This window comes from Paenibacillus sp. FSL W8-0919, from assembly GCF_038003785.1.
GTDB classification, from domain to species: Bacteria; Bacillota; Bacilli; order Paenibacillales; family Paenibacillaceae; genus Paenibacillus_AQ; species Paenibacillus_AQ lactis.
Window position 1 is genome coordinate 5,945,002 of the sequence record NZ_JBBOPV010000001.1, and the last position, 23,336, is coordinate 5,968,337.

General features: G+C 56.5%; 17 protein-coding genes. 1 reads left to right on the forward strand and 16 read right to left on the reverse strand.

Features of this window, described 5'->3' with window-relative positions; translation table 11 throughout:
* Positions 1–185: 185 nt before the first annotated feature.
* The 3 genes from addA to NST44_RS27050 form a co-directional block, all read right to left on the reverse strand.
* A complete protein-coding gene (addA, locus tag NST44_RS27040; RefSeq protein ID WP_340901461.1) occupies positions 186–4,382 on the reverse strand; it encodes a helicase-exonuclease AddAB subunit AddA in 4,197 nt (1,398 codons plus the stop codon).
* On the reverse strand, positions 4,372–7,890 hold the full coding sequence (gene addB, locus NST44_RS27045) for a helicase-exonuclease AddAB subunit AddB (RefSeq protein ID WP_144866990.1): 3,519 nt from the start codon (positions 7,888–7,890) through the stop codon (positions 4,372–4,374). Before addB ends, addA begins: the two co-directional genes overlap by 11 nt.
* 395 nt (positions 7,891–8,285) lie before the next feature.
* A complete protein-coding gene (locus NST44_RS27050) occupies positions 8,286–9,659 on the reverse strand; it encodes a class I SAM-dependent rRNA methyltransferase (protein WP_340901103.1) in 1,374 nt (457 codons plus the stop codon).
* A 120-nt stretch (positions 9,660–9,779) separates the two neighbouring features.
* Between NST44_RS27050 and NST44_RS27055 the strand changes: the two genes are divergently transcribed.
* Complete coding sequence (locus NST44_RS27055) at positions 9,780–10,754, forward strand: Na/Pi cotransporter family protein (protein WP_340901105.1); 975 nt, start codon at positions 9,780–9,782, stop codon at positions 10,752–10,754.
* Here the strand turns inward: NST44_RS27055 and NST44_RS27060 are convergent.
* The 13 genes from NST44_RS27060 to NST44_RS27120 all read right to left on the reverse strand — a co-directional run bounded on the left by NST44_RS27060 (position 10,744) and on the right by NST44_RS27120 (position 23,317).
* Positions 10,744–11,199, reverse strand: a complete 456-nt coding sequence (locus NST44_RS27060; protein ID WP_007129397.1) for an NUDIX hydrolase — start codon at positions 11,197–11,199, stop codon at positions 10,744–10,746. The two genes, NST44_RS27055 and NST44_RS27060, sit on opposite strands and share 11 nt — an antisense overlap.
* Positions 11,200–11,285: 86 nt before the next feature.
* Positions 11,286–12,629 (reverse strand): tRNA (N(6)-L-threonylcarbamoyladenosine(37)-C(2))-methylthiotransferase MtaB, encoded by a 1,344-nt coding sequence (mtaB, locus tag NST44_RS27065; protein ID WP_144866985.1) that lies wholly within the window; start codon positions 12,627–12,629, stop codon positions 11,286–11,288.
* Positions 12,630–12,631: 2 nt separating this feature from the next.
* Positions 12,632–13,402 (reverse strand): RsmE family RNA methyltransferase, encoded by a 771-nt coding sequence (locus tag NST44_RS27070; protein ID WP_340901108.1) that lies wholly within the window; start codon positions 13,400–13,402, stop codon positions 12,632–12,634.
* Positions 13,403–13,485: 83 nt separating this feature from the next.
* Positions 13,486–14,169: a site-2 protease family protein gene (locus NST44_RS27075; RefSeq protein WP_007129394.1), complete on the reverse strand. Its 684-nt coding sequence runs from the start codon at positions 14,167–14,169 to the stop codon at positions 13,486–13,488.
* A gap of 2 nt (positions 14,170–14,171) precedes the next feature.
* Positions 14,172–15,149 (reverse strand): 50S ribosomal protein L11 methyltransferase, encoded by a 978-nt coding sequence (gene prmA, locus NST44_RS27080; RefSeq protein WP_007129393.1) that lies wholly within the window; start codon positions 15,147–15,149, stop codon positions 14,172–14,174.
* A gap of 262 nt (positions 15,150–15,411) precedes the next feature.
* Complete coding sequence (locus NST44_RS27085; RefSeq protein ID WP_007129392.1) at positions 15,412–15,597, reverse strand: YfhD family protein; 186 nt, start codon at positions 15,595–15,597, stop codon at positions 15,412–15,414.
* Between the two features lie 57 nt (positions 15,598–15,654).
* Positions 15,655–16,026 carry a hypothetical protein gene (locus NST44_RS27090; RefSeq protein ID WP_007129391.1) on the reverse strand — a complete coding sequence of 124 codons (372 nt, stop codon included), beginning with the start codon at positions 16,024–16,026 and terminating at the stop codon, positions 15,655–15,657.
* Between the two features lie 276 nt (positions 16,027–16,302).
* On the reverse strand, positions 16,303–17,421 hold the full coding sequence (gene dnaJ / locus NST44_RS27095) for a molecular chaperone DnaJ (protein WP_007129390.1): 1,119 nt from the start codon (positions 17,419–17,421) through the stop codon (positions 16,303–16,305).
* A gap of 94 nt (positions 17,422–17,515) precedes the next feature.
* Positions 17,516–19,354 (reverse strand): molecular chaperone DnaK, encoded by a 1,839-nt coding sequence (dnaK, locus tag NST44_RS27100; RefSeq protein ID WP_007129389.1) that lies wholly within the window; start codon positions 19,352–19,354, stop codon positions 17,516–17,518.
* 89 nt (positions 19,355–19,443) lie between these two features.
* On the reverse strand, positions 19,444–20,019 hold the full coding sequence (gene grpE / locus NST44_RS27105; protein WP_373872036.1) for a nucleotide exchange factor GrpE: 576 nt from the start codon (positions 20,017–20,019) through the stop codon (positions 19,444–19,446).
* Between the two features lie 145 nt (positions 20,020–20,164).
* A complete protein-coding gene (locus NST44_RS27110; protein WP_007129387.1) occupies positions 20,165–21,700 on the reverse strand; it encodes a TCP-1/cpn60 chaperonin family protein in 1,536 nt (511 codons plus the stop codon).
* A 13-nt stretch (positions 21,701–21,713) separates the two neighbouring features.
* Complete coding sequence (gene hrcA / locus NST44_RS27115) at positions 21,714–22,748, reverse strand: heat-inducible transcriptional repressor HrcA (protein ID WP_007129386.1); 1,035 nt, start codon at positions 22,746–22,748, stop codon at positions 21,714–21,716.
* A gap of 107 nt (positions 22,749–22,855) precedes the next feature.
* Entirely contained in the window at positions 22,856–23,317 is a 462-nt protein-coding gene (locus NST44_RS27120; RefSeq protein WP_007129385.1) for an N-acetyltransferase, read from the reverse strand.
* Between the last annotated feature and the right edge of the window lie 19 nt (positions 23,318–23,336).

The following is a 23,336-nucleotide window of genomic DNA, read 5'->3' on the forward strand; positions in this document are numbered from 1 at the left end:
CGCAGACCGATACCGCTAGATAAGTCTCGGCGCAGCCCCAGCACCTTCGACATTTTAAAACAAACAATCAGTAATGGCTCAGTATCGCTTTCGTTCGGTCAACCGGTGCATGGACCATGACCATATCCGAAAGGGCTGACGCCGTGTAGACTGAATTTCAGGAAACCGCATAGCCGCCAAAAAGTTTATATCCTAACCGCATGGCCCCCGTCAAAAAAGTACAGCCACTTCTCATGCACAGGCTCGCCCAAAATATCCTCCAGCGCCTTCGCATACAGCTCCAATTGAAAACGGTACTGTTCCGCAAGCGCCTGAAGGCCTCCCCGGTGCTCCAGCACCCGGTCCGTTTTGTAATCAAGCAGCACCAGCCTGCCTTCGCGGCGGAACATGCAGTCGACGACCCCTTGAACCAGCACCGTCTCATCCTGGAGCAGCCGGACATCCGGCCGGTCCGAAGCGCCCTGCGGGGACAGCTCCTCGAGAAAGGCAAGCCCCTGATAAGCATCCGCAGCAGGCAGCGCATAGGAAAACGGCATCTCCCGCCATACCTCCTCGGCTGCCAGCAGCTGCTGCCCCACCTCGCTTTCAAACAAGCGGCTGATATCGGATGGTTCCACGGCTGCAGCCTGCTCAGGAGTAATAATCTTTCGCTGAACCAGATCAGCGATCAGAGCTTCGGATTCGTGAAGCCGTCGGCCGGTCGGTTCTTGCGCTTCCACATCCGCAGCTCCGGCCTCTCTTTCTTGGAAATTGCCAAGAGGCAGATGCTGCATCAATGTATGATAGACCGTCCCGCGTTCGGCAGGGGTCAGCTTTTGCGCCTCCATAAATTTCGGGCGGCGAAGGTTCAAAGTAAAGGCGGCCGATGGATAGCCGTTATGGTCTGAATCCGGCGAATACGCTGAAATGCCCGCAAACAGCCCCTCCTGCGCGCCGCGCCTAACCGCCCGCTCCTCAACCAAGTCGAGCGACGGCTCTTCCTGCATCGCCAGCAGCTTTTTCATCTCCGTGACGGACGTCTTCGCCGAGATACCGCTCACGGCTTCATAAGGGTAGACCCAAGACAGCTTTCGATTAACGGCTTCCCGGCTTTCTGCATCTTTGCCGCCTGAATCTGCATCAGCCTCCTCGATCGGCACCGGCTCAAGCCGCTGCACGGCCTTCATCCGTTCAAAACGCTCCTGTCCGCGATCCCCCTCTTCATCGATCACGATGCCCGGCGGCTCCAGCAATGACTCCGGCGTCTCGACGGCGAAGATCCAATCGGATGGATCCTTCGACAGAGCAGCGCCTTCGCTGTTCACCGGCAAACCTGCAAGCTCGCGAAGCTGGCCTGCGGACGGGTGGCGGATGACCGCCGGACCGATCCAATCCAAGTAGCTCCGGCCTCTAGCCAGCAAGTAGTCGGGCAGCAGGAGCTCCGGATGGCTGTCGGCCTGGGCCCATGCCCCTGCCCGTTTCGACAAATCCTTCACCGTGCCGACCAGAATCATTTTCTCCTTCGGACGGGTAAGGGCCACATACAGCACCCGCATCTCTTCGGCCAGCAGCTCCAGCTGGGATCGGCGTCGGATCGCCAGATTCGGCAGGGTCGGATAGGTGACCCGCATGTCTTCGTCCACGAATTTCGGACCAAAGCCCAGCTCCTTGTGCATCAGAAAAGGCGCGTTCAAATCCTGCTGATTGAAATTTTTGGACACCCCGGCAACGAACACGACCGGGAACTCCAGTCCCTTGCTCTTATGGATCGTCATCAGCCGTACCGCATTGCCATGACTCTCTGCCGAGCTCGCTGCCCCCAGATCGCCGCCTCGCTCCCGCAGACGGGAGATAAAGGTCAGAAAGCGGAACAATCCCCTCGAGGAGGTATCCTGCTCATACCGAACCGCCCGGTCATACAATGCCGTTAAATTCCCCTGGCGCTGCTTGCCTCCGGGAAGACCGGAAATCCAGTCCAAATACCCTGTCTCGCTGTATATACGCCAGATGAGGTCGCTTAGCCCGCCCTGACGAGCCTCCTCCCGCCAGCGCTGCAGCCGTCCCATGAACAGGTCCAGCTTAAGGCCGAGCTCCGGAGAAATGTCAGCCGCGGCTTCTGGATCAGCGGATGCATTTAGGGCGCTTACCCCGGTCACGAGCTCATGTCCGGCAGCCGCCTCGGCCAGCCCCTCCAGCTCCTCTCCCAGGCTCCATGCGCCGTCCACCAGCCCCGATGCTGGGGATGCCACTGCGGACGGTGTTCTGCGGACCGCGCAGGCAGCCTTCAGCGCGTCATAATAAGTTCCTTTGGCGCAGAGGCGGACCTGGGCCAGCTCCTCCTCGGTCAATCCGACCAGCGGCGAGCGCAGCACGGAAGCGAGCGGGATGTCCTGCCGGGGGTTATCGATGACCGCAAGCAGCGAGAGCATGATCTCGACTTCCGTTGCCTGAAAATATCCTTTATTCTGCTCTCCGACGGCGGGAATGCCCGCCAGGCGGAGCTCTTCCATCATTAAAGGCGCCCAGATCATGGCCGAGCGAAGCAGGATGACCATATCGCCATACTCCACCGGACGCATCGATTTGAGCGATTTATCATAAATCATGAGCGGCTTGCCGGTTTCCCCGATCATCTGGCGGATTCTGCCGATGATCGCCCTTGCTTCAAGCTGGGCCGTCTCCATCTCGGCGGCCTCAAGCTCAAGACCTGCGCTTTCGTTGTCATCAGCCGACTCCCCGCTCTCCGGATCGGCGCTGCTTCCGCTTCGGTCAATCAGCAGCAGCTCCGGTTTATAAGGGCTGCCGCCCTCGCCTTCCTGTTCCGGAAACGAGGCGCCGCAAACAAGCTCGGCCCGCGAATCATAGGCGATCTCAGCCACGGACTCGTTCATGATCTGCCTGAACAGCATGTTCACGGCATCCACGACCTCCATGCGGCTGCGGAAGTTGCGGGCCAGATCGATCCGGATTCCCGCGAGGCTTGTTTCCTCGCCGGTATCGCCTGCGCCGTAGCTTTTGTATTTATCCAGGAACAGTCCCGGCTCCGCGAGGCGGAAACGGTAAATGCTCTGCTTGACGTCGCCGACCATAAACCGGTTCCCTGGCGCTTCGCGGGAAATGAGGCGGACGATGTCCTCCTGCACGCTGTTGGTATCCTGGTATTCGTCCAGGAGCACCTCGTCGAATTGCTGCCTGTATTCCATTGCAGCATCCGAAGGCAGCATGCGGCCCGGTTCGGAATCGGGATGCCGCAAGATATGAAGGCAGTAGTGCTCCAGATCATTAAAATCGACCATGCCTTTGGCCGCTTTCGCTTCGCGGTAGCGTTCGCCGAAGAGAATGACCGTCTCGGCAAGCTCCTTCATCAGCGGCGCGGCCGTTTGGAGCTCCCGCAGAAATTCGCGTGCCGGCCGGCCGAATAAGGCGCCCTTTAGCTCATTGACGGTTTTCTTCGCTTGCTCTCTCAGCTCCTTGACCTGCTCCTGGAGCTCGGGAATGATCTCGGCCTTGCGGATCGATTTCAGCTTGCCGAAGGAGGCGTCACGGAAAATTTCATGCAGCGATTCCCACGGAGAGTGTTGAACCGCCTCAAGCAGGGAGCCGACAAGCGCTGCGTCTTCCTCCAAATTGTCGGCGTACGCCGCCGGTCCGCCCGGCTGAAGCGCAATCGCCCGAGCTTGCTCCAGCAGCCCGGCTGCTCCGCTTAACGCGAGCCGGGCATCGGCCAGGATGCTGTGCACCCACGGCGTCCGGCCCAGCTGTTCCGTATCCTTCGCCTCGAAGCTGGCGGCCGTATCCCGCAGCCAGCGCTCCGGCCACGGATGGCTCCGTGAAAAATCGTAAAGCCGCTGAACAAGCCGGTACAGCGCATCATCCGTCCGTTCGCCGCTGAACCAGTCGGCCAGCCGCATGAAGTTGCTTCCGGGCTCACCTTCCGATTCCCCGTACTTTTCTTCGAACAGCTCCTCCAGCAGCTCCTGACGCATCAGATCGGCTTCATGCTCATTCAAAATCCGGAAGCCGGGGTCGAGTGGAATCAGCTGGTAATATCGGCGGATGACCTCCATACAGAAGGAGTGCAGGGTCGTGATGGACGCCCTGCCGAGCAAAGCCAGCTGGCGCCGAATGTGCTCATTCTCGGGATCCAGGTCCAGCTCCCGTTCCAGCGCCTCTCTGATCCGCTGCCGCATTTCAGCCGCGGCGGCTTTGGTGAAGGTCGCGACAAGCAGGCGATCCACGCTGAATCCCGACGACTCGTCCAGGATTTTGCGAATGATCCGTTCGACGAGCACCGCCGTTTTGCCTGAGCCTGCCGCTGCCGCGACCAGAATATCGTCGCCGGAGCGCGCAATGGCTTTCCATTGATCGTCGCTCCACATGCTGCCCTCTGGCTTAGCCATCATGTTTGCCACCGGCTTCCTCTCCTTTCATTTGTCCGAGCAGATCCCATACTTGATCCCGTCCCGGCTTGCCGAGCAGCTGATATTGACTGCCCTCAATCGTATCGTCGAATTGGCACACCGGCCGATAGGCGCAGTATGTGCATGCTGTTTCCTGCTGGATCCGGTACGGCTCGATCGCCACATCTCCCCCGGTAATTCGCGAACCGATGGTCGTCATGTTGCGGCGAACCGCGGCTAACAGCGTCTCCCACTGTTCTGGGGTTGCGACGGCCGCGCTGCTGTAGAAGCTGCCGTCCGCCTTCACGGCAACCGGAAGAATCGCGGAATGGCCCTTTTCCAAATAAGAGTCCATGAGGGATACCGCTTCGCGGTCTGCAAGCAGCAGCCCCTTCATCTTATACCGCTTCAGCAGCTCCTCCGCTGCCGCCTCCGGCGTCATGCCGTTAGCCGACTGCAGCACCGGATCATGGACGTGGAAATACAGCGTGCCTGCCGGCAGCGCCTGTTCCCCGATCCACAGCTCCGCATAGGTCAACAGCACGTCCAGATAAGTCAGCATCTGCAAGGATAGTCCGTAGTACACCTCGTGCAGACGGAGATCCTTCTGGCTCGATTTGTAGTCAATCACCCGAAGCATGACGCCATGCTCGCCCCGGGCCATGTCGACCCGGTCAATCCGTCCTACGACCTCCATTTTCACCCCGTTATCCAGCTCAAAGGTAAGGGGAGGCAGCGGCTTGCCGGGACCGAAATCAAGCTCAAGGCCGACCGGCTCGAACTTGCCGCGGCGCGCCTGCTCGCCCAGAATGACAGAAGCTCGGCCGACAATATTCTTCAGCTTTCGCGAGATGTAGCCGTAGCGTTTGGAGCTCAGCAAAATTTCGCCCTGAAGCATCGGAGCCAGCCGGTCCACGGTCTGTTCCGCTTCGCGCAAACACTCCTCGGCCGTCAGGTCGCCCCAGCTTCGATGCTCCGATTGAAACTTCACCGCCATCTGGCTTAAAGCTGCATGGAACAGCTGGCCGATGTCCGGAGCTTGCAGACGGTAAAGCTGCCGTTCCCGCAGCTTCAATCCGTGGGACGCAAAATGCGAAAACGGGCACGCAACGAAGCGTTCCATCCGGGATACGCTGGTTGCAAGCCTTACGCCGTACAGGCGCCGGCTTGTCTTCTCCGTCAGATTTCGCCCTTCATTGCGATAGGTTAAAGAGGACAGCATTACGCCGAGCCGCGTCTTCCATTCCGGCTGGCCGGCGAACCAATTATAAGCATGCCACCAGAAGTCTGGGAGCTCCTCGCCGTTTCGCCAATCCCGCAGCCGGCCGGTCAAATAAGCGATCGTCTTCCCGGGCCGGGTCACGTATCCCGCCTGCTCCTCAGGGGATTGCCCGGCATGCGGCCGAGATGCGAGCGGCCCCTCGCCGATCTGAAACATCAGCTTCAAATGGCGGATCACCTCGGATGGGAGCAGCGTCTTGCCTTCATCGTCCGCGGCGGGATAGCTGACCCACAGCTGCATGCTGGCCGTAGTCAAAGCATTATAGATCAGGAAGCGTTCGTCCAGAAGCCTCCTCGATATGGTCGGGGCAAGCTCCAATCCGCGCTCCGCCAGGCCGCTGCGCTCCTGTTCCGTCAATATCCCGTCATCCTCAAACTGCGCCGGGAGCACTCCGTCGTTCACCCCGAGCAAAAACGCATATTTCACGCCACCCGTCCGCGTCCGATCCATGCTGCCGATCAGCACCTGATCCAGCGACGGCGGGACGAGGGCCATCTTCAATTCCGTGAGCCCAGTATCCAATATACCGGCGAACAGCTCGGTGCTGAGCTTTTCATCCCCCATCATCTCCACGATCTGATCCAGCAGTCCCAGCACAGCCCCCCATACCTGGCGGTGCTCCCTTGCCTCTTCGGGACGGCCGGCCTCAAGCGCCGCTCTGCTCAGAAGCTCCAGCTTCTCCGGCACATCCGCTTCCTCCAACAGGCGGAAGACGGCCGTACATTGCTCGCGGGCGGTTGCCGCCTTCTTCAGACGCTTCTCAAATGGATGCAGGACTGACGCAACGGCAGCCCTGGCATATTCAATACGCTGCAGCTCTTCCGTACCGCGGGCTTTCGTTTCCCCTTCCTCCAGCGAGAGGCTGGGCGCACCCTTCCATGGGCGGCCATCCGTCCAGCGGGAGCCCTGAATGCCTGAAGCCAGCACGTGATTCTCGAGGCGGTCCATATCTTCCCGGGACAATGAACCGTCCAGCGGGAGCAAAAGATCGGTCTTGACGCAGCGGAAGACGTCCTCGTACCTCCAGCGGCGCAAGCTGACATCCAAAGCCGAGCGGACAAACTCCACCACCGGATGGTGAAGCTCGCTCCGTTTCTGATCAAGGAAATACGGAATGCCATACTCCCGGAACAACGGGCCGATCAGATGCTCATAATCGCCCAGGTTGCGGACGAATACCGCCATATCCCGGTACCGGGCCCCTTCTTCCTGCGCCAGACGGAGCATCTCCCGGATCGCTCCCTCGATCTCGGCGCGGCGATTGGCGGCTGCATAGAGCCGCAAGCCATCCGCTTGCGTGCCCGCCTCTCCCCGCCAGCGCATTCTCCTGTCATAGCCGCGCTCCAGATGGGCCAGCACCGGTCGTTCACTGAAACGGGGAGGGACTTCCGGCGCAAGCATGCGGTGCTCGGTATCCGCGCCCAGCTCGTCCGCGATCCCTTTTAGCTTTATGTACGTGCTCGCCGTAGGATGGAACAGATCCAGCTCATGGGGAATGCCCCCTGTTGGATAAGGCTTGTCCAAGGTAAGCGCAATCGTCACCTGTCTTGCATGGGCCAGCAGCTCGCGGATGACTCGATATTCCTGGGGAGTGAAGCCGTGGAAGCCGTCGATCCAAATATCCGCATGGCGAATATAGTCCGAATCCGCAATGCTTTCGGCCAGCGTCGCAAGCGTGTCCTCCTCGTCCATATAGAGTCTCGATATTTCCAGCTCATAATCCCGAAAGATAAGGGCGATTTCCTTCAGCTTACGCTGAAGCATCGGAGGCCCCCCTGTATGGGAAGTCAGCAGCTCGAGCTGTTCCTCCACGCAAGCGGCGTCGATGCAATACCGCTTCATTTCGGTATACAGCTCGCTGAGCTTGCCGACAAAACCGAGCTGCTCGCCCGAAGGGCCGAATAGCTCCAGCTCCTCCTTGCGGCGGCGAAGGATTTTGTACAGCAGCATCCGCTTGCCTTCCTCGCTGATCGCCACCTTGGCTGCTCCGCCGGTCTCCTGCATGACCCGGTAAGCCAAGCGGCGCAGGCTGAGCACCTGGGCCCTAAATATGCCCTTGATGCCTCCTGTGTTCACCAGCGCATGCTCCGCCTCGAACGATCCCTGTTCGGGAACGATCAATATCATCGGGTTGCCCTGGGGCGATTCCTCCAGTCTCCGGCTCATCTCTTCACGAATGGCCGTGCTTTTTCCGCTGCCCGACCGGCCGATTATAAATTGCATCCTCATCTTCGCCTCAAGCCTCCTTCGCCTTTTCCGACAGTTTACATGCAGGGGAATTCCTATGGTTCTATGAATCTGCCTTCCATCATGAGGATCCGCGCCTGCTATCTATTGAAATTTCGTATACATTTGTTGGAGTTTCCAGTCTTATTGGGAATGATGTAATCCGGTTTTTACAGACTCTTTTCCCCTTACCTTGCATCCTTTCGTTTTCAGTTCATCGCCTCGCAATTTGCGAATCTATCACCAGGATGCTGATTAATAGTATAGCATAAGCGGCGGCGGAAGGAACATACGTTTGGATTGTATTCCCAGTGGAGACGGCAACGACAAAAGAGCCTGTTCCAGCACAGCTCCTCACTGCGCTAAAACAGGCCCCGGTTCCTCTATGTCAAGATCACCTACAGATTCGTCTTGCTCCGCACTTCAAATACCGCAAATTTCAGATAGTGTCCCTCATCGACGCCCAGAATTTGCGGATGATCCTTGCCCGCGGCGCGCCACTCCACCAGCCGCAGCATCTTGCCAGCATCCCTGGCCGCTTCCTGGATCGTCTCCAGGAACAGATCCGGACGCATATGATACGAGCAGCTTGCCGTCACCAGATAACCGCCCTCGTTAACCAGCTTCATGCCGTGCAGGTTAATGTCCTTATAACCCCGGCAGGCTCCCTTGACCGCTGATTTCGTTTTGGCAAAGGCCGGCGGATCGAGAATAACCACATCAAAGGTCCGTCCCCCACCTGCCGTTAGCGGCTTGGACGTGTCCACCTTCTGGTCCGCCTGGGCGCGCTGCTGCCGCTCCTCGACTCCCTTTACCTGATTGCGCAGGTATTGGAAGGCGTCATCCACCACGAATTCCACCCGGTCCTGGAACCCGTTGAGCTCGACGTTTTCCCTCGCGCTCTCAATCGCATGCTCCGAGATATCCAGGCAGGTCACTTTCTTGGCGCCATACTTACAGGCATGAAGGGTGAAGCTCCCGGTATGGGAAAAGCACTCCAGCACCGTCGCGCCGTCCCAATACGGGAAGCTGACCGCCTTCCCGCTCTTGTTCACCGGCACGGTCTTGGTCTCTCCGTTCTCCTCGATCGTTTGAAGCGAAATGCCGCTGCGAATGCCCCAGCCGGTCATCAGCGGCTTGATCGAAGCCCGGTTTTCACGCTGGTCGAAGAAATAGCCGGTCTTCTGCCCTTCCCAGGTATCCACCTTGATCGACAGCCCGTTCTCCGTAACGACGACGTGACGGGGACAGTCTCCATACAGCGGACCCTTGCGCTGCTCCAGCCCCTCAAGCTCGCGGACGGACACATCGCTGCGCTCATAAATTCCTCTCGGCTGCATGACCCGGACAAGCGCGCCGACGATCTGGTCGCGGCGCTTGTCCATGCCCAAGGTTAACAGCTGCACGACCAGCACGTCCGCAAAGCGGTCAACGATCAGCCCAGGGAGAAAGTCGGCTTCGCCATAAACGAGACGGTAGGCATTCTCGCCCTCGATAAACCGTTCCCTGTGTCTTTTGCATTCCTCAAACCGGGCGGCGAAGAAATCCTCGTCCATCCGTTCGATCGGCTGATGCGACACGATCCGCACCGTAATTTGCGATTGCGGGTTATAATAGCCGGCCGCCAAAAACCGCTCCTGATGATTCAGCACCGAAACCAAATCGCCCGGGGCAGGATCGCCCGTGACGGAGGCAATCTCACTCTTGTATACCCAGGGATGTCCCTGCTCCAATCTTTTCTTTCGACTGCGCTCCAAAATAACCGATGGCACTAGTAGTTCACTCCTTATGTGATATCCCTGGCGGCAATTCATTGGCATGCATGTCCGCCCGGGGTCATATACGTATTAACAAAAACCTCGATCCCCAATTCGAAAAAAAAGGAGAATCGCATGCTATCCTCACTCTGGTTTCCCATCTGCTACGGCCTCGTTCTGTTCCTGTTCGGCATGAAGGTGATGGAAGCCGCGCTTTCACGCTGGGCCGGGCCGCTGCTGCACAAGTGGCTTCGCATCGCGACCTCTACGCCCGTTAAAGGCATGGCTGCCAGCACAGCCGTCACGGCTCTCCTTCAGAGCAGCACGGCGGTTACGGTGCTTGCGATCGGATTTGCGAATGCCGGATTATTAAGCTACGCCGGAACCCTCGGGATCATACTCGGCACCAATATAGGGACGACGGTGACAACCGAGCTCATCAGCCTTCAAATCGGACGGGCCGCCATGCCGCTGCTCGTGCTGTCGCTCATGCTATGGGTAGGGGCCGTGCTGTTCAGCCAGCGCGTTCCTTCCGGCCAAGATAAATTGCAGATGTCGCTTGTCCGGGGCCAATATTTATGCCTTGCCGTGACCGGCTTTGCGCTGGTGCTGCTCGGTATCCAATTCATGCAATCCATCGGGCCTACCCTGCAGGAGCTGGGCCTGTTTCAATGGTTTCTTGACCATGCCTCGCGCAGCGTTTTTTGGGGGATTCTTGCCGGCGCTATTCTGTCTGCGCTCATGCACAGCAGCGCGGCTGTAATCGCAATGGCGATGGGACTGGCCGTCGGCGGCTCGCTTCCGCCTGAGATCGGCGTTGCCATCGTGCTCGGCGCCAATGTCGGCACCTGCGTCACCGCTTTAATCGCTGCAATGGGCAGCACGCCCGCCGGCCGTTTTGTCGCATGGTCCCATATGGGGCTGAATATCGGCGGGGCGCTTCTGTTCGCGCCGTTCATCGGCTGGCTGACCGCCGTTTCCGGCTGGCTTGCGGTGGACCCTGCCGGACAAATCGCGCATGCCCAGACCTTATTCAACATCCTCAGCTCGCTTCTTGCACTGCCTTTATGCTACCTGCCGTTCTGGACCAGGCGGCAATCTAAAACGTGATATCCTCCTCCGGTGGAATAGGAACGTTCAGCAGCTTCAGCGCCTTGCGCAGGATAATATCATTATTGTTATACCCGTTGCTGCGCTGTTTCCTCCACGCGGCAAGCGGTTCATACCAATCGACTCCGTTGATTTCCTCGATTTGCGGCTTGAGGCTGCCGCCTTCCGCCTTAACCAGATAATAATGAACCTCTTTATTGACTTGTCCATATACGGGATGATGATATTTATAAGCGATAATGTCCACGGGGGAGGTAATGGAGCCGACAATTCCCGTCTCCTCTCTGATTTCGCGGAGAGCGGTCTCTTCGATCGTTTCGCCGGCTTCCATCTTGCCTTTGGGAAGCGAATGTTTCCCGTAGCGATCCAAAATGAGCTGGATTTGCAGCGCTCCCGCATGATAACGGTACACGACGCCGCCTGCAGAAAATTTCGTTCGTGCCATGTCCCTTTCCTCCTTCATGTACAACAAGGATTCCACTTCCCGATAGCTGGAAATGAAATCCTTGTCTGATATAGCGGCTATTGGAATTATTGGGCGGCAGCCTTAAGCTCGCTCTCCATGACGCTGACAAGCTCGCCCTCGCATTCGTTCACACCGGCCTTCGTCAGCTTCACGCGGCACATTTTCCCTTCGAGGTCAGGCGTTCCATCAAATACAAGCTGCAAGTAGTTGTCGCTGTACCCCTGCATTTTACCGCCATTTGGCGCGCCTTTGTACTCGCGTTCAGGAATCACTTCAAGCACCTGGCCGACGAAACGCTCGGCATAAGCAAGCTGCAGCTGCTCCGAAAGGTCGATCAGATCGTGTACGCGGGCGTTCTTCACCTCTTCGTCCACCTGATCCTCCATCCGCGCTGCCGGCGTGCCCGTACGCTTGGAATATGGGAACACATGCATTTCCGAGAACTGGATCGCCTTCATCAGGTCGTATCCGTTACGGAACATCTCATCGGTTTCACCAGGGAAGCCGACGATGACGTCGGTCGTAATGCCGACATCCGGCATCGCCTGACGGATCAGTCCCATCTTGTTATAGAATTCTTCCGTCGTGTATTTGCGGCGCATGCGCTTCAGCACCGTATCATCGCCCGCCTGAAGCGGAATATGCAGGTGCCGGCACATTTTGCTGGAACGGTTCAGCACATCCAGCATCTTGTCATCAATCTGGCTCGCTTCAATCGAGCTGATCCGGATGCGTTCCAGGCCGTCCACCCGGTCCAGATCCCAGAGCAGGTCGGACAACCGGTAATTCTCCAGATCGTCGCCGTATCCGCCAGTATGAATTCCTGTCAGGACAATCTCCTTGTAGCCTGCATCCACCAGCTGGTGCGCCTGCTTGATAATGCTCTTCGGATCACGGCTGCGGGAAAGCCCGCGGGACCAAGGGATAATGCAGAATGTGCAGAAGTTGTTGCACCCGTCCTGAATCTTCAGAAATGCACGCGTACGCTCGGCAAAATCCGGCACGTCCATTTCTTCAAATACTCTCGTCTTCATAATATTGCGCACGGCATTGATCGGCTGGCGCGTTTTTTCGATATCATGAATGAAATCCATAATTTTGTCACGGTCCTGGTTGCCGATGACAAGATCCACGCCCGGAATATCCAGAATTTCAGCGGGCGAGGTTTGGGCATAACAGCCCGTTACGGCAACAATCGCCTCGGGATTGCGGCGAACCGCACGCCGGATCATTTGCCGGCTCTTCTTATCCCCGGTATTCGTAACATGGCAGGTGTTAATCAAATAAACGTCAGCGGTTTGTTCGAAATCCACCTGCTCGTAGCCTTCGTTTTTAAAGTATTGCCAAATGGCTTCGGTATCGTAAAAATTGACTTTGCAACCCAACGTATAAAACGCTACGGATGGCATATTCAAACTCCCCCCATTTCTCCAGATTCATATAATGCGCAGACAAGCGCAGCCATGCCGGCCGTCTCGCAGCGAAGAATTCTGCGGCCCAATCCGACGGAAACAGCCCCTGCCGCCTCGGCCGCACGGGATTCCTCCTCGGTAAAGCCGCCCTCCGGTCCAACCACCAAAAGCAGGCTGGCCCGGGAAAGCGGCGCCTGCAGGGCCCGTTCTACAAAAGGCTTTAAGGCATCCCCGATCTGGGAGCCCTCCTCTTTCTCGTAGCAAAAGTATACCGCATCGTAGGCCGTAAACGTTGCAAGCAATTGTTTCCACGAAAGCGGCTGCTCCACGGAAGGAATCCGGTTGCGATGCGCCTGCTCGGCTGCTTCTTTAGCGATCTTGCGCCAACGCGCAAGCCGCTTCCCTTCCTTCTTGGCATCGTATTGAACGATCGTTCTCTCCGATAGGAAGGGGACGAAGGAAGCGGCGCCGATCTCCGTGCACTTTTGGATGACGGTTTCCATTTTGTCGCCTTTGGGAAGACTCTGGGCAATGGTTACGGCCAGACGCGGCTCGTTCTTCATCTCCAGTTCCTCGATAACGGCGGCATGCACACAGGCCCCGTCCATTTCTTCGATCCCGACCAGGGCCTCTCGCGACTCACCGTCGCTGACGATGAACTTGTCGCCAAGCTTGCCCCTCATAACCTTTGTAATATGGCGGGCGTCATCGCCCGTAATTTCCACCCGGTCTCCCGCAAACTGTGCAGGAGTCACAAAATATCGCTGCATCTTCTATCCTCACCTAACTGCAAAATCGCCAAACATCATGATACAACTTTTCATGGCAACTGACCAGAGCATTGTAAGAGGAATTAACCTCCGAACAATGTAATGAATATATTCAGAACGTCGATGGATAAGGCACGAGCCCCGAGATAAAGGGGCGCAATGGTATACTTCTGCAGCATTGGCAGCACGATAATGAGCAGAAATATGAGGATCGACCACTGCTCGAACCGCTGAATCTTGGCGCTGATCCGAGGCGGCAGCACATTCTCGACGATCCGATATCCGTCAAGCGGAGGCAGCGGAATCAGATTGAACAGGCATAAGAAGAAATTCAGCTGGATGAACACATTGAAAAAAATATGAATCGCCTGATCCGTCCGCGTGATGCCGATCGGATCGATCACGCCGGATATATAAAGCACCGCGTAAATCAGCGCACCGACAATGCCCAGAAGGAGGTTGCTGAGCGGACCGACGGCGGCCACGACGATGCTCATCCGCCGCGGATGGCTGAAGTTCTCCCGGTTGACCGGAACGGGTCTTGCCCAGCCGAATCCGGCAATCAGCAGCAGGACGATGCCCAGAAAATCAAAGTGCACCGCGGGATTCAGCGTTACCCGGCCCAGCAGCTTAGCGGTAGGGTCACCGAATTTATTCGCGAAATAAGCATGAGAAAATTCATGCACGGTAAAGGCGATCATTAACGCAATCAAATAGAACGGGAGTTGCTCCAACGGGAAATACAGCAGCTGATCCAAGAAATCCATAATCAGTTCTTCCTCGCTACGAAAGCAACCCAGTCGTCTTCGCGGTTGATATCCGCGATCTCAAAGCCGGCTTCAACAAGCGCCTTCCCGACGATCTCTTCCTTGTTCTTGAAGATCCCTGAAGCGATATAGATGCCGCCCGGCTTCAAGGCCTTGTAGACATCATCGATAAACAGCAGGATGACCTCAGCCAGAATGTTGGCGACGACCACCTGGACCGGCAGCTCCACACCGAGCTCGTCCTTCGATGAGCTGTCTGTCAGGACAGAGAGCAGATCGCTTTCCTTGATGGTGATCCGGTCCTCCAAGCCATTCAGGCGGACGTTCTCCGTGGCGCTGGATACAGCCACCGGATCCAAATCCAGCGCAAGAATGCGGGAGGCCCCCAAATAAGCAGCCCCGATCGACAAGATCCCGGAGCCGGTGCCGACGTCAATGACCTCTTCGCCGCCTGTAATCACCTTCTCGAGCGTGCGCAGGCACAAGGTTGTCGTCGGATGCGTGCCGGTCCCAAATGCCATGCCCGGGTCCAGCTCGATAATGCGCTCTTCCGGAGATTCGGGAGAATAGGACTCCCATGTCGGTTTAATCGTCAAGCGCTCCGACACCCGGATCGGCTTGAAATACTGCTTCCAGGCGGTAGCCCACTCTTCCTCGTTGACCGTCTTCATCTCATAACGCACATCGCCTGTATCTATTCCGAATTCCTTCAGTTCTTCTACCCGGGGGGCGATAAGCCCTTGGATCTCTTCCAGCATTACGGTCTCGTCAAAATAGCCTTTAATGACGGCGCACCCTTCCGGAATATCGTTAAAAGGGACGATCTCATCGAACCATTGTCCAAACGAAGTGTCCCGTTTTCTCTTCGTTGCGGCGGATTCCTCAATAGAAACGCCCCCGGCTCCCGCTTCATGCAAGAAGTTGGAAATCATCTCCACGGCTTCCTCCGTGGTATGTATCGTTAATTCACGCCATAGCATATACAGTTGTTCCTCCTCATTCGTACATAACTATCATTGTACTATATTGAGGACGCTCTATACAAAATTTGTGGATAAAATATTGCCTCGGGAGATAGCGGTCCCTGATCATTCATAAGTCCTTTTGTTGTGATCATGAAAAAAAAGCCCTTCCTGCCGCTCGCTTTGCTAAGCAACGGGAGAGGGCTTTGGCTTTCTTGGCGAATCGGCATCCTCGGCAGCACTTGAAGAAAATATTGTACCCGAGCTGCAAGTTTGCCGATTATTCTTCTTCTAGGATCTTCTTAAGCTGGCGCTCGTCTGCGGCTTCGCTTCGGCGAAGCGCCTCCACATCGTCAAGATCGGCTGCCATCGCCGAAAACTCCACATCCTCATTTTTGGCGGATTGCAGCGCGATCATTTTTTCCGTCTTACTGGCGATCTTGCCTTTCTTCACACGTCTCATCATACGCGCATCTCTCCTTGTCACGTGTTGTTTCTTTCCATAAGCCTTGGATGCTCCGGCTTACACCATCCCGCCGGACTCCTCAATCAGACGCATCGCCTGGTCAAAGATGCCTTCGTCGAGAACGACGGTTAGCAATATATCCCGTCCTTGCGTTCCGTCCTGCCCCCCATCGCTCATCCCGCTGGCGGAAGGATCAGCCGCGCCAAGGATGCCCGCAGACCTGTTCGACAGCGCCGAATTCTGCGTCATCGAGGTCAAGCTCGTAATATCCCCTGTCAAAGGGTGCATCGGGCCATTCAGCTCCCCGCCCGGATAGGCGCTGAAGCGGTCGATCGACATATCGGCAACGCGGAGCGACTGCAGCTTGCGCTGGGCATGCTGAGCTTCCTCCGGGCTTTTGAAATAAGCCAAAATATTTTTTTCAGCCATATGGTTTCACCTGCATTTCGTTTAGATACTATCCGCTGCTTCCGGAACGAACCTTCCCTAGGTTGCTTCGCGCCCACCCCTTTTATTCCTTTTGAGGACAGCGCATGGTGATGAAGGGAGGAGAGCACAAAAAAACCGCCCTTTTTCGAGCAGGGGCCTCATGCCTCCACTCCAAAAAGGACGGTTTCTTATTACTTGCTCCGCTGCTAGCGTTTCGATACGGTAGTACCGAAGCGAAGAGGATAGTAGCCCTCTAAGCCGGCTCCCTAATGATCATTAGTCGCCGCGAAAGGCTTTTTTTACACGGTCAAAAAAGGATTGCTCCTGCTCATGGGTCTCTTCGCCTTCAAGCGACGCGAATTGACGCAGCAGCTCCTTCTGCTCCTCGCTCAGTTTGCTTGGGGTAACAACGACCACCTTGACGTGCTGGTCGCCCTGTCCCATGCCGCGCAGGCGAGGGACCCCTTTGCCTTTCAGGCGGAAGAAGGTTCCGGTTTGCGTTCCTGCCGGAATCTTCAGCCGCACTTTCTCCGTCAAGGTCGGGATCTCGATCTCATCACCAAGGGCTGCTTGGGCAAACGTCAGCGGCACTTCGCAATAGATGTCGTCGCCCTCGCGCTCGAAGAAATCATGCGGCTTCACGCGAATGACGATGTACAAGTCGCCCGCCGGGCCGCCGCGCAGACCGCCTTCGCCCTCGCCGGTCATCCGAAGCTGGGCGCCGTCATCCACACCCGCCGGAATGCGGACATGAATTTTGCGCTGCTTCTTGACCTTGCCGCTTCCGGCGCAGGTGCCGCAGCGATCCTTGATGATTTTCCCGGTTCCGTTACAGTTCGAGCAGGCGCGCCGATTGACCATGCGGCCGAACGGCGTATTCTGCACGACCTCCTGCTGCCCCGTTCCGTGGCAGACGGAGCAGGTATGCGGCTTAGTCCCCGGCTTCGCTCCTGAACCGTGACAGGTATCGCATGTCTCTGTTCTAGGAATCGTAATATCCGTTTCCTTGCCGAATACCGCTTCCTTGAACTCCACCGTCATCGTGTACTGCAAATCGTTCCCCCGCTGAGGCGCATTCGGATCACGGCGTCCATTGCCGCCGAAGAACATATCGAATATATCTCCAAAACCGCCGAAGTCACCGGAGAAACCGCCTCCGCCCATTCCCTGGTTCGGATCAATATGACCATATTGGTCGTATCTCGCACGCTTTTGACTATCGCTCAATACATCGTAAGCCTCTTTCACTTCCTTGAATTTGGCTTCCGCGTCAGCCGCTTTGTTGACATCGGGATGATATTGGCGCGCGAGCTTCCGGTACGCCTTCTTGATCTCATCCTCCGATGCCTGCTTGCCGACACCTAGTACCTCATAATAATCACGCTTATCAGCCACGGTTTCACCCCCATCTCTTCTTGATTCCTAGGGCAAAAGGAAAGTCAAAGTGCGAAGATGCGCAGCTTTGACCTTCCCATGCAATCTATTCAGATTAACCTTTGTTTTTGTCTTCGTCAACAACCTCGTAGTCAGCGTCTACGACGTTATCCTTGTTCGCAGTGCCGGCATCTCCGCCTTCAGCGCCTTGCTGCGCTTGTGCGGCTTGCTCATACAGCTTCACGGACAGCTGCTGCACCACTTGGGTCAGCTCCTCGGTAGCGGCTTTGATCTCCTCCAGATTGTCGGATTCCAGCGCCTTCTTCACCTTGTCTTTCGCTTCGTTCGCCTTCTCCACTTCCGAGGCGTCGACTTTGTCGCCGAGGTCCTTAATGGTCTTCTCGGTTGTGTATACGAGCTGGTCGGCATTGTTGCGAGCCTCAACAAGCTCTTTGCGCTTCCGATCTTCCTCTGCGTGAAGCTCGGCATCCTTCATCATTTTTTCGACTTCCTCGTCGCTCAGGCCGCTGGAAGAAGTGATGGTGATTTTCTGGCTCTTGCCGGTTCCCTTGTCGGTTGCCGAAACGTTAACGATACCGTTCGCATCGATATCGAACGTAACTTCGATTTGCGGCACGCCGCGAGGTGCCGGAGGGATATCTCCCAGCATGAAGCGTCCAAGCGTCTTGTTGCCAGCCGCCATTTCGCGCTCGCCCTGCAGGACGTGAATTTCAACGCTAGGCTGGTTGTCGGCATACGTGGAGAAAATTTGCGATTTGCTTGTCGGGATCGTCGTGTTGCGTTCGATCATTTTCGTAAATACGCCGCCAGCCGTTTCGATACCGAGGGACAGCGGAGTTACGTCAAGCAGAACGACGTCTTTCACGTCGCCGGTCAATACGCCTGCTTGGACAGCAGCGCCGAGCGCTACGACCTCGTCCGGGTTAACGCCTTTGTGCGGCTCTTTGCCGGTCAGTCTCTTGATGGCTTCCTGTACGGCCGGAATCCGTGTGGAGCCGCCGACAAGAACGACCTTGTCGATATCGTTCGCCGTCAGGCCGGCATCGCTCAGTGCTTGGCGAGTCGGTCCAAGCGTACGCTCTACGAGATCCGCGGACAATTCCTCGAATTTAGCGCGGGTCAGGTTGATTTCAAGGTGCTGAGGCACGCCGTCAGCAACCGTGATGAACGGCAGGGAGATCGTTGTTGTCAGTACGCCGGACAGTTCCTTTTTCGCTTTTTCCGCAGCGTCCTTCAGACGTTGAACCGCCGCTTTGTCTTTGCTCAGATCGATGCCCTGCTCTTTCTTGAATTCAGCCACCAGATAGTCGATGATGACTTGGTCAAAGTCGTCGCCGCCCAGCTGGTTGTCACCGCTGGTTGCTTTTACTTCGAAGAAGCCGTCGCCGAGTTCCAGGATGGAAACGTCGAACGTACCGCCCCCGAGGTCATACACGAGGATCGTTTGATCTTCCGCTTTTTCCATACCGTACGCCAAAGCTGCAGCTGTCGGCTCGTTAACGATACGAAGCACTTCAAGACCGGCAATCTTGCCTGCGTCCTTGGTGGCTTGACGCTGGCTGTCATTAAAGTATGCAGGAACCGTGATAACCGCTTGGGTTACGGGTTGGCCCAGGTAAGCTTCCGCGTCGGATTTCAGCTTTTGCAGAATGATCGCGGAAATTTCCTGCGGCGTATACTCTTTGCCGTCAATCGTTTCTTTATGGTTGGTACCCATATGACGCTTGATCGAAATGATCGTGCGGTCCGGGTTCGTGATCGCTTGGCGCTTAGCCGTGTCGCCGACAATGCGCTCCCCGTCCTTTTTAAAGCCTACAACCGAAGGGGTCGTACGTCCGCCTTCCGGGTTAGGAATAACGACAGCCTCCCCGCCCTCCATAACAGCGACGCAGGAGTTTGTGGTTCCAAGGTCAATACCAATAACTTTACTCATGAAAAAAATCCTCCCTTATTTATTCACACGAAATCCGTATGAGATTCACAAGCTTGCTATATATGATAAACGGCCAAGCGAGTGGCCGCTTACATGCTCACTTTAACCATAGCAGGTCTAAGCACTTTATCTTTCAGCATGTAGCCCTTCTGCACTTCCTCGACAACGATGCCTTCCTCATGCTCATCGCTCTCCACCTGCATGATGGCCTGATGATACTCGGGATTGAACGGCTCGCCTACGCTGTTCATCGCCTTCAAGCCTTCATTTTCGAGAACGGATTCCAGCTGACGGAAAATCATACTGATTCCCTTGGAGAACGATTCGAACTCCGGACTGCCCTCGGCAGCCTGAAAGGCGCGCTCGAAGTTGTCGATAACAGGCAGCAGCTCGACAATGAGCTTCGACGAAGCATACTTCGCCAGCTCCTCCTTCTCCTTCTGCGTACGTCTGCGGAAGTTATCAAAATCCGCTTGTGCACGCAGCGCACGCTGCTGATGCTCGGCAACTTCAGCCTGAAGCTTCGCAATCTCGGCCGCATGGGCATCGCTCTCGCCTTCCTCTGGCTGATCCGCAGGAGCGCCCTCCTGCTCGGCGCCGGCAACGGCCTCCTCGTTAACAACCTCTTCCTCCGTGCTTGGGGTTTCCTCCATATTGTGTTCCATCTCTTCAGTTACTGTATCTTGAACGGCATCCTTCTGCTCTTTATTCAAGACGCGTCCACCTCCTTCATATTGTAAGCCTGCTGTTGCATGCCCGCGGGCTGTGTTCCCATCGTATCTGGTCATCCGGTCCCTGATTCTAAGATGCCTATTCGTTGATTTCTTTCATTTTGATCACATGATGAATCCGGAGGACGGCCGCCGCCACTTCTCCCGCAGCCCGCAGGCCGTGAAGCTTCACCGGCGCGGGATCCAGCACCCCCAGCTCCTCATAGTCGACGACGGTGCCGGTGTCACAGTCAAGCCCTATGGAATCGGAGCCCGAACGGATTTGCGCGGCACGCACCTCCTCCATCTTCTCCAGCGGGTTGTAGCCCGCATTCAGCAGGATCTGCGACATCGGCTTGCGCAGCGCCGCAGACACGGCTTCGAATCCGAACGCTTCCATCCCCTTCTGCGCCTCGCGGATCCGCTCGAGCGCATAGGAAACGGCAAGCTCGCTCGTTCCGCCGCCCGGAAGCACACCGCCGGTAATAGCGGCCTGCAGGGCGGAAGCCGCATCACCTGCTATTCTGGCGGACTCGCCGACCACTTCGGAGGTGCTCGCGCCTACAATCACCGTCACGATCCGTTCCCTGCGGCCGCTGGCCAGCCTGATTTTGCCGATCGTTTCATCATAAGAGACGCGCGGGCTGTCACCGAGAAGAGCAGCAAGCTGCTCCGAATCTTTATGTAACGCCTTTCGGCGTATAGGTGTCGCCCCCGTCATGTCACAGACTCGCTTCAAATCCGCGCGGGATACGCGCGGTACGACCATGATTCCGTGATCGAGGCAGAACTGCTCCGCATCAGGATGAATGCCTTTCTCCAGCAGGATCAGCTTCACCGACAATGCGGACAAGCGCTCCAGATCGGCAGCGAACCGATTCCGCAGATCCATATACTGCGCGAAGCCCGCTTCGGTTGTCAGCACTTCTTCATCCAGCTCGTCAGGCTCAAGCGCATCCAGCAGCACGAGCACCTTCGCATCGCTGTACTGAAGGTAGTCGCGGGTAAAGATCGGCTTCTGCCGAAGCAAGACACCTTCGAACACCTCATTGTCGGCATTCTCCAGCGCAATTATACTGTCCGCAAGCGAATAAGAAGGATCATGAAGGCGCTGCATGCCGGCCTTGCGGGCCGCTTCCATAACGAGCGCAACGATATCCTTTCGCTCACGCCCGGCTACATAGACCGTGCGTTCCAGAAGCGGGTCGTCCAACCCTTCAATGACACGGACGCGGCCGGACAGCAGTTCAAGCGCCCGATCGATCCCCTGGCGCATTCCTTCCACAACCTTGGAAGCCGGCACGCCGCGGATAATGCGCGAGACGCCTTCCTGAACCAGTGCCCCTGCAAGAATGGTAGCCGTCGTGGTGCCGTCCCCGATCTTCTCCTGCTGCGCGCGGGCCACCTGGATCAACAGGCGGGCCGCCGGGTGGCTTACGTCCATTTTGTCCAATATCGTCACGCCGTCGTTCGTAATGACCACTTCGCCGCGCGGGCCGACAAGCATTACATCGAGCCCCTTGGGCCCGAGCGTCCCTTCCACAGCGGATGTGACGGCCCGGACGGCATTGCTGTTGTTCAGCAGCGTTGAATAGCGTTCATCGCCGTCCACATGGCTGTGTTGTCCTTGGCTCATAAGGCTCGCTCCTTTATTTATACCAGTGTGACAGCAGCTTCGTCAGGTCATGGGACAACACGTTCAAGATGCCGATCACCCTTGCGTATTCCATTCGCGTTGGCCCCAGTATGCCGATGGAGCCGACGGCCTTGCCATCTATAGAATAAGTAGCCGTAATCAGGCTACAGTTGGATATCGCTTCATGCGTATTCTCCGTGCCGATTCGTACTTGCACACCGTGCTCTCCCGGTGCCGGTGCCATCAGTTTCATCAGTGCCGGCGTCTGCTCGAGAAGCTCGAAGATGTCCCGAACCTTGTCGACATCCTTGAATTCCGGCTGATTCAGCATATTGGTCGTACCGCTGAGATACACGTCGCGGTGGTCGGGCTCGTTCTCGAGCGCAATGTCCAGCACCTTCATAAGCTCTTCGTAATGCGCGATGTGGCGCTGCATCTCTGCCCCGAGCTCCGTGTAGAGCCGGGTCTTGAGCTTATACAAAGGAACGTTGACCAGCTTCTCGTTAAGGAGATTTACCACCTGCTCCAATTCCGAAACGGAAACCCCTTGCGGAATCGACACGATCTTATTCTCCACTTGGCCCGTGCTGGTCACGATGATGGCAACCGCCTGGCCTTCATTTAGAGGCAGAAGCTGGAAGTGGCGTAAGGACGTATGAAAAACTTCCGGTCCCAGCAGGATGGAAGTGTAATTGGTCATCTGCGACAAAATACCTGCAGCATGCTGAATCATCTGCTCCATGACGTTCAGTTTTTCCGCAAAAAACGATTTCATCATATGCAGTTCCTCAGGATTCAAGGAAAACGACGAGGTGAGATGATCGACATAATAACGGTATCCCTTATGAGACGGAATTCGCCCTGCCGACGTATGGGGCTGCTCAAGAAACCCGAGCTCCTCCAAATCAGCCATTTCATTGCGAATGGTTGCCGGACTGTAGCCAACATCCCCGCGTTTAGAAATGCTTCTTGAACCAACCGGCTCCGCCGAACGGATGTAGTCATCCACAATAGCGTTCAAAATCAAGCGCTGACGATCAGTTAACATGTCGCTCCCCTCCTTATAGACTGCCTATCTTACAATCGTTAGCACTCATCGCCATCGAGTGCTAACCGATATAACAAAAATACCAAACCGACCTGAGGATTGTCAAGTCAGTTCAGTACTTTAAGCACAGCTATTTCGTCACAGGCGTGCTGCTTCTTGCAATGGATGCAATCGGTCCACACCTTCTCCGGAAAAATCTCCTTCTCGACGACGGCAAAGCCGTTTTTCATGAAAAAGGATACTTCGTACGTCAAGGCCATTACTTTCGGGATTTCCCGGCGCTTGGCTTCCTCCAGCAGCGAATCCACCAGCATGGAGCCGATGCCCTGCCCCTTGTAGCCTTCCGAGATCCCCAGCGAACGGATTTCTACGAGATCGTTCCCAAGCTGGCACAGTGAACCGCAGCCGATGACTTTCCCTTCCGCTTCAGCCACGACGAATTCCCCAATCTGCTTCTCGAGCACCGCTCTGGATCTTGGAAGCATAATTCCTTTCTCGGCGTAGCCTTGAATCATCTGATACAGCGGCTCAACATCCTCTAATCTGGCCTTTCTGCATACCGCCGGCATAATCCTCGTCTCCCCTTTG

What these genes read in the sequence shown, in the direction of transcription:
- mtaB (WP_144866985.1), bottom strand. Translation starts at nt 12,629, where the DNA reads ATGCCATCCGTAGCGTTTTATACGTTGGGTTGCAAAGTCAATTTTTAC.
- NST44_RS27055 (WP_340901105.1), top strand. Translation starts at nt 9,780, where the DNA reads ATGCTATCCTCACTCTGGTTTCCCATCTGCTACGGCCTCGTTCTGTTC.
- NST44_RS27085 (WP_007129392.1), bottom strand. Translation starts at nt 15,597, where the DNA reads ATGATGAGACGTGTGAAGAAAGGCAAGATCGCCAGTAAGACGGAAAAA.
- prmA (WP_007129393.1), bottom strand. Translation starts at nt 15,149, where the DNA reads ATGCTATGGCGTGAATTAACGATACATACCACGGAGGAAGCCGTGGAG.
- NST44_RS27120 (WP_007129385.1), bottom strand. Translation starts at nt 23,317, where the DNA reads ATGCCGGCGGTATGCAGAAAGGCCAGATTAGAGGATGTTGAGCCGCTG.
- NST44_RS27110 (WP_007129387.1), bottom strand. Translation starts at nt 21,700, where the DNA reads ATGAGCCAAGGACAACACAGCCATGTGGACGGCGATGAACGCTATTCA.
- addA (WP_340901461.1), bottom strand. Translation starts at nt 4,382, where the DNA reads ATGATGGCTAAGCCAGAGGGCAGCATGTGGAGCGACGATCAATGGAAA.
- addB (WP_144866990.1), bottom strand. Translation starts at nt 7,890, where the DNA reads ATGAGGATGCAATTTATAATCGGCCGGTCGGGCAGCGGAAAAAGCACG.
- NST44_RS27070 (WP_340901108.1), bottom strand. Translation starts at nt 13,402, where the DNA reads ATGCAGCGATATTTTGTGACTCCTGCACAGTTTGCGGGAGACCGGGTG.
- NST44_RS27090 (WP_007129391.1), bottom strand. Translation starts at nt 16,026, where the DNA reads ATGGCTGAAAAAAATATTTTGGCTTATTTCAAAAGCCCGGAGGAAGCT.
- dnaK (WP_007129389.1), bottom strand. Translation starts at nt 19,354, where the DNA reads ATGAGTAAAGTTATTGGTATTGACCTTGGAACCACAAACTCCTGCGTC.
- NST44_RS27075 (WP_007129394.1), bottom strand. Translation starts at nt 14,169, where the DNA reads ATGGATTTCTTGGATCAGCTGCTGTATTTCCCGTTGGAGCAACTCCCG.
- hrcA (WP_007129386.1), bottom strand. Translation starts at nt 22,748, where the DNA reads ATGTTAACTGATCGTCAGCGCTTGATTTTGAACGCTATTGTGGATGAC.
- NST44_RS27060 (WP_007129397.1), bottom strand. Translation starts at nt 11,199, where the DNA reads ATGGCACGAACGAAATTTTCTGCAGGCGGCGTCGTGTACCGTTATCAT.
- grpE (WP_373872036.1), bottom strand. Translation starts at nt 20,019, where the DNA reads ATGGAACACAATATGGAGGAAACCCCAAGCACGGAGGAAGAGGTTGTT.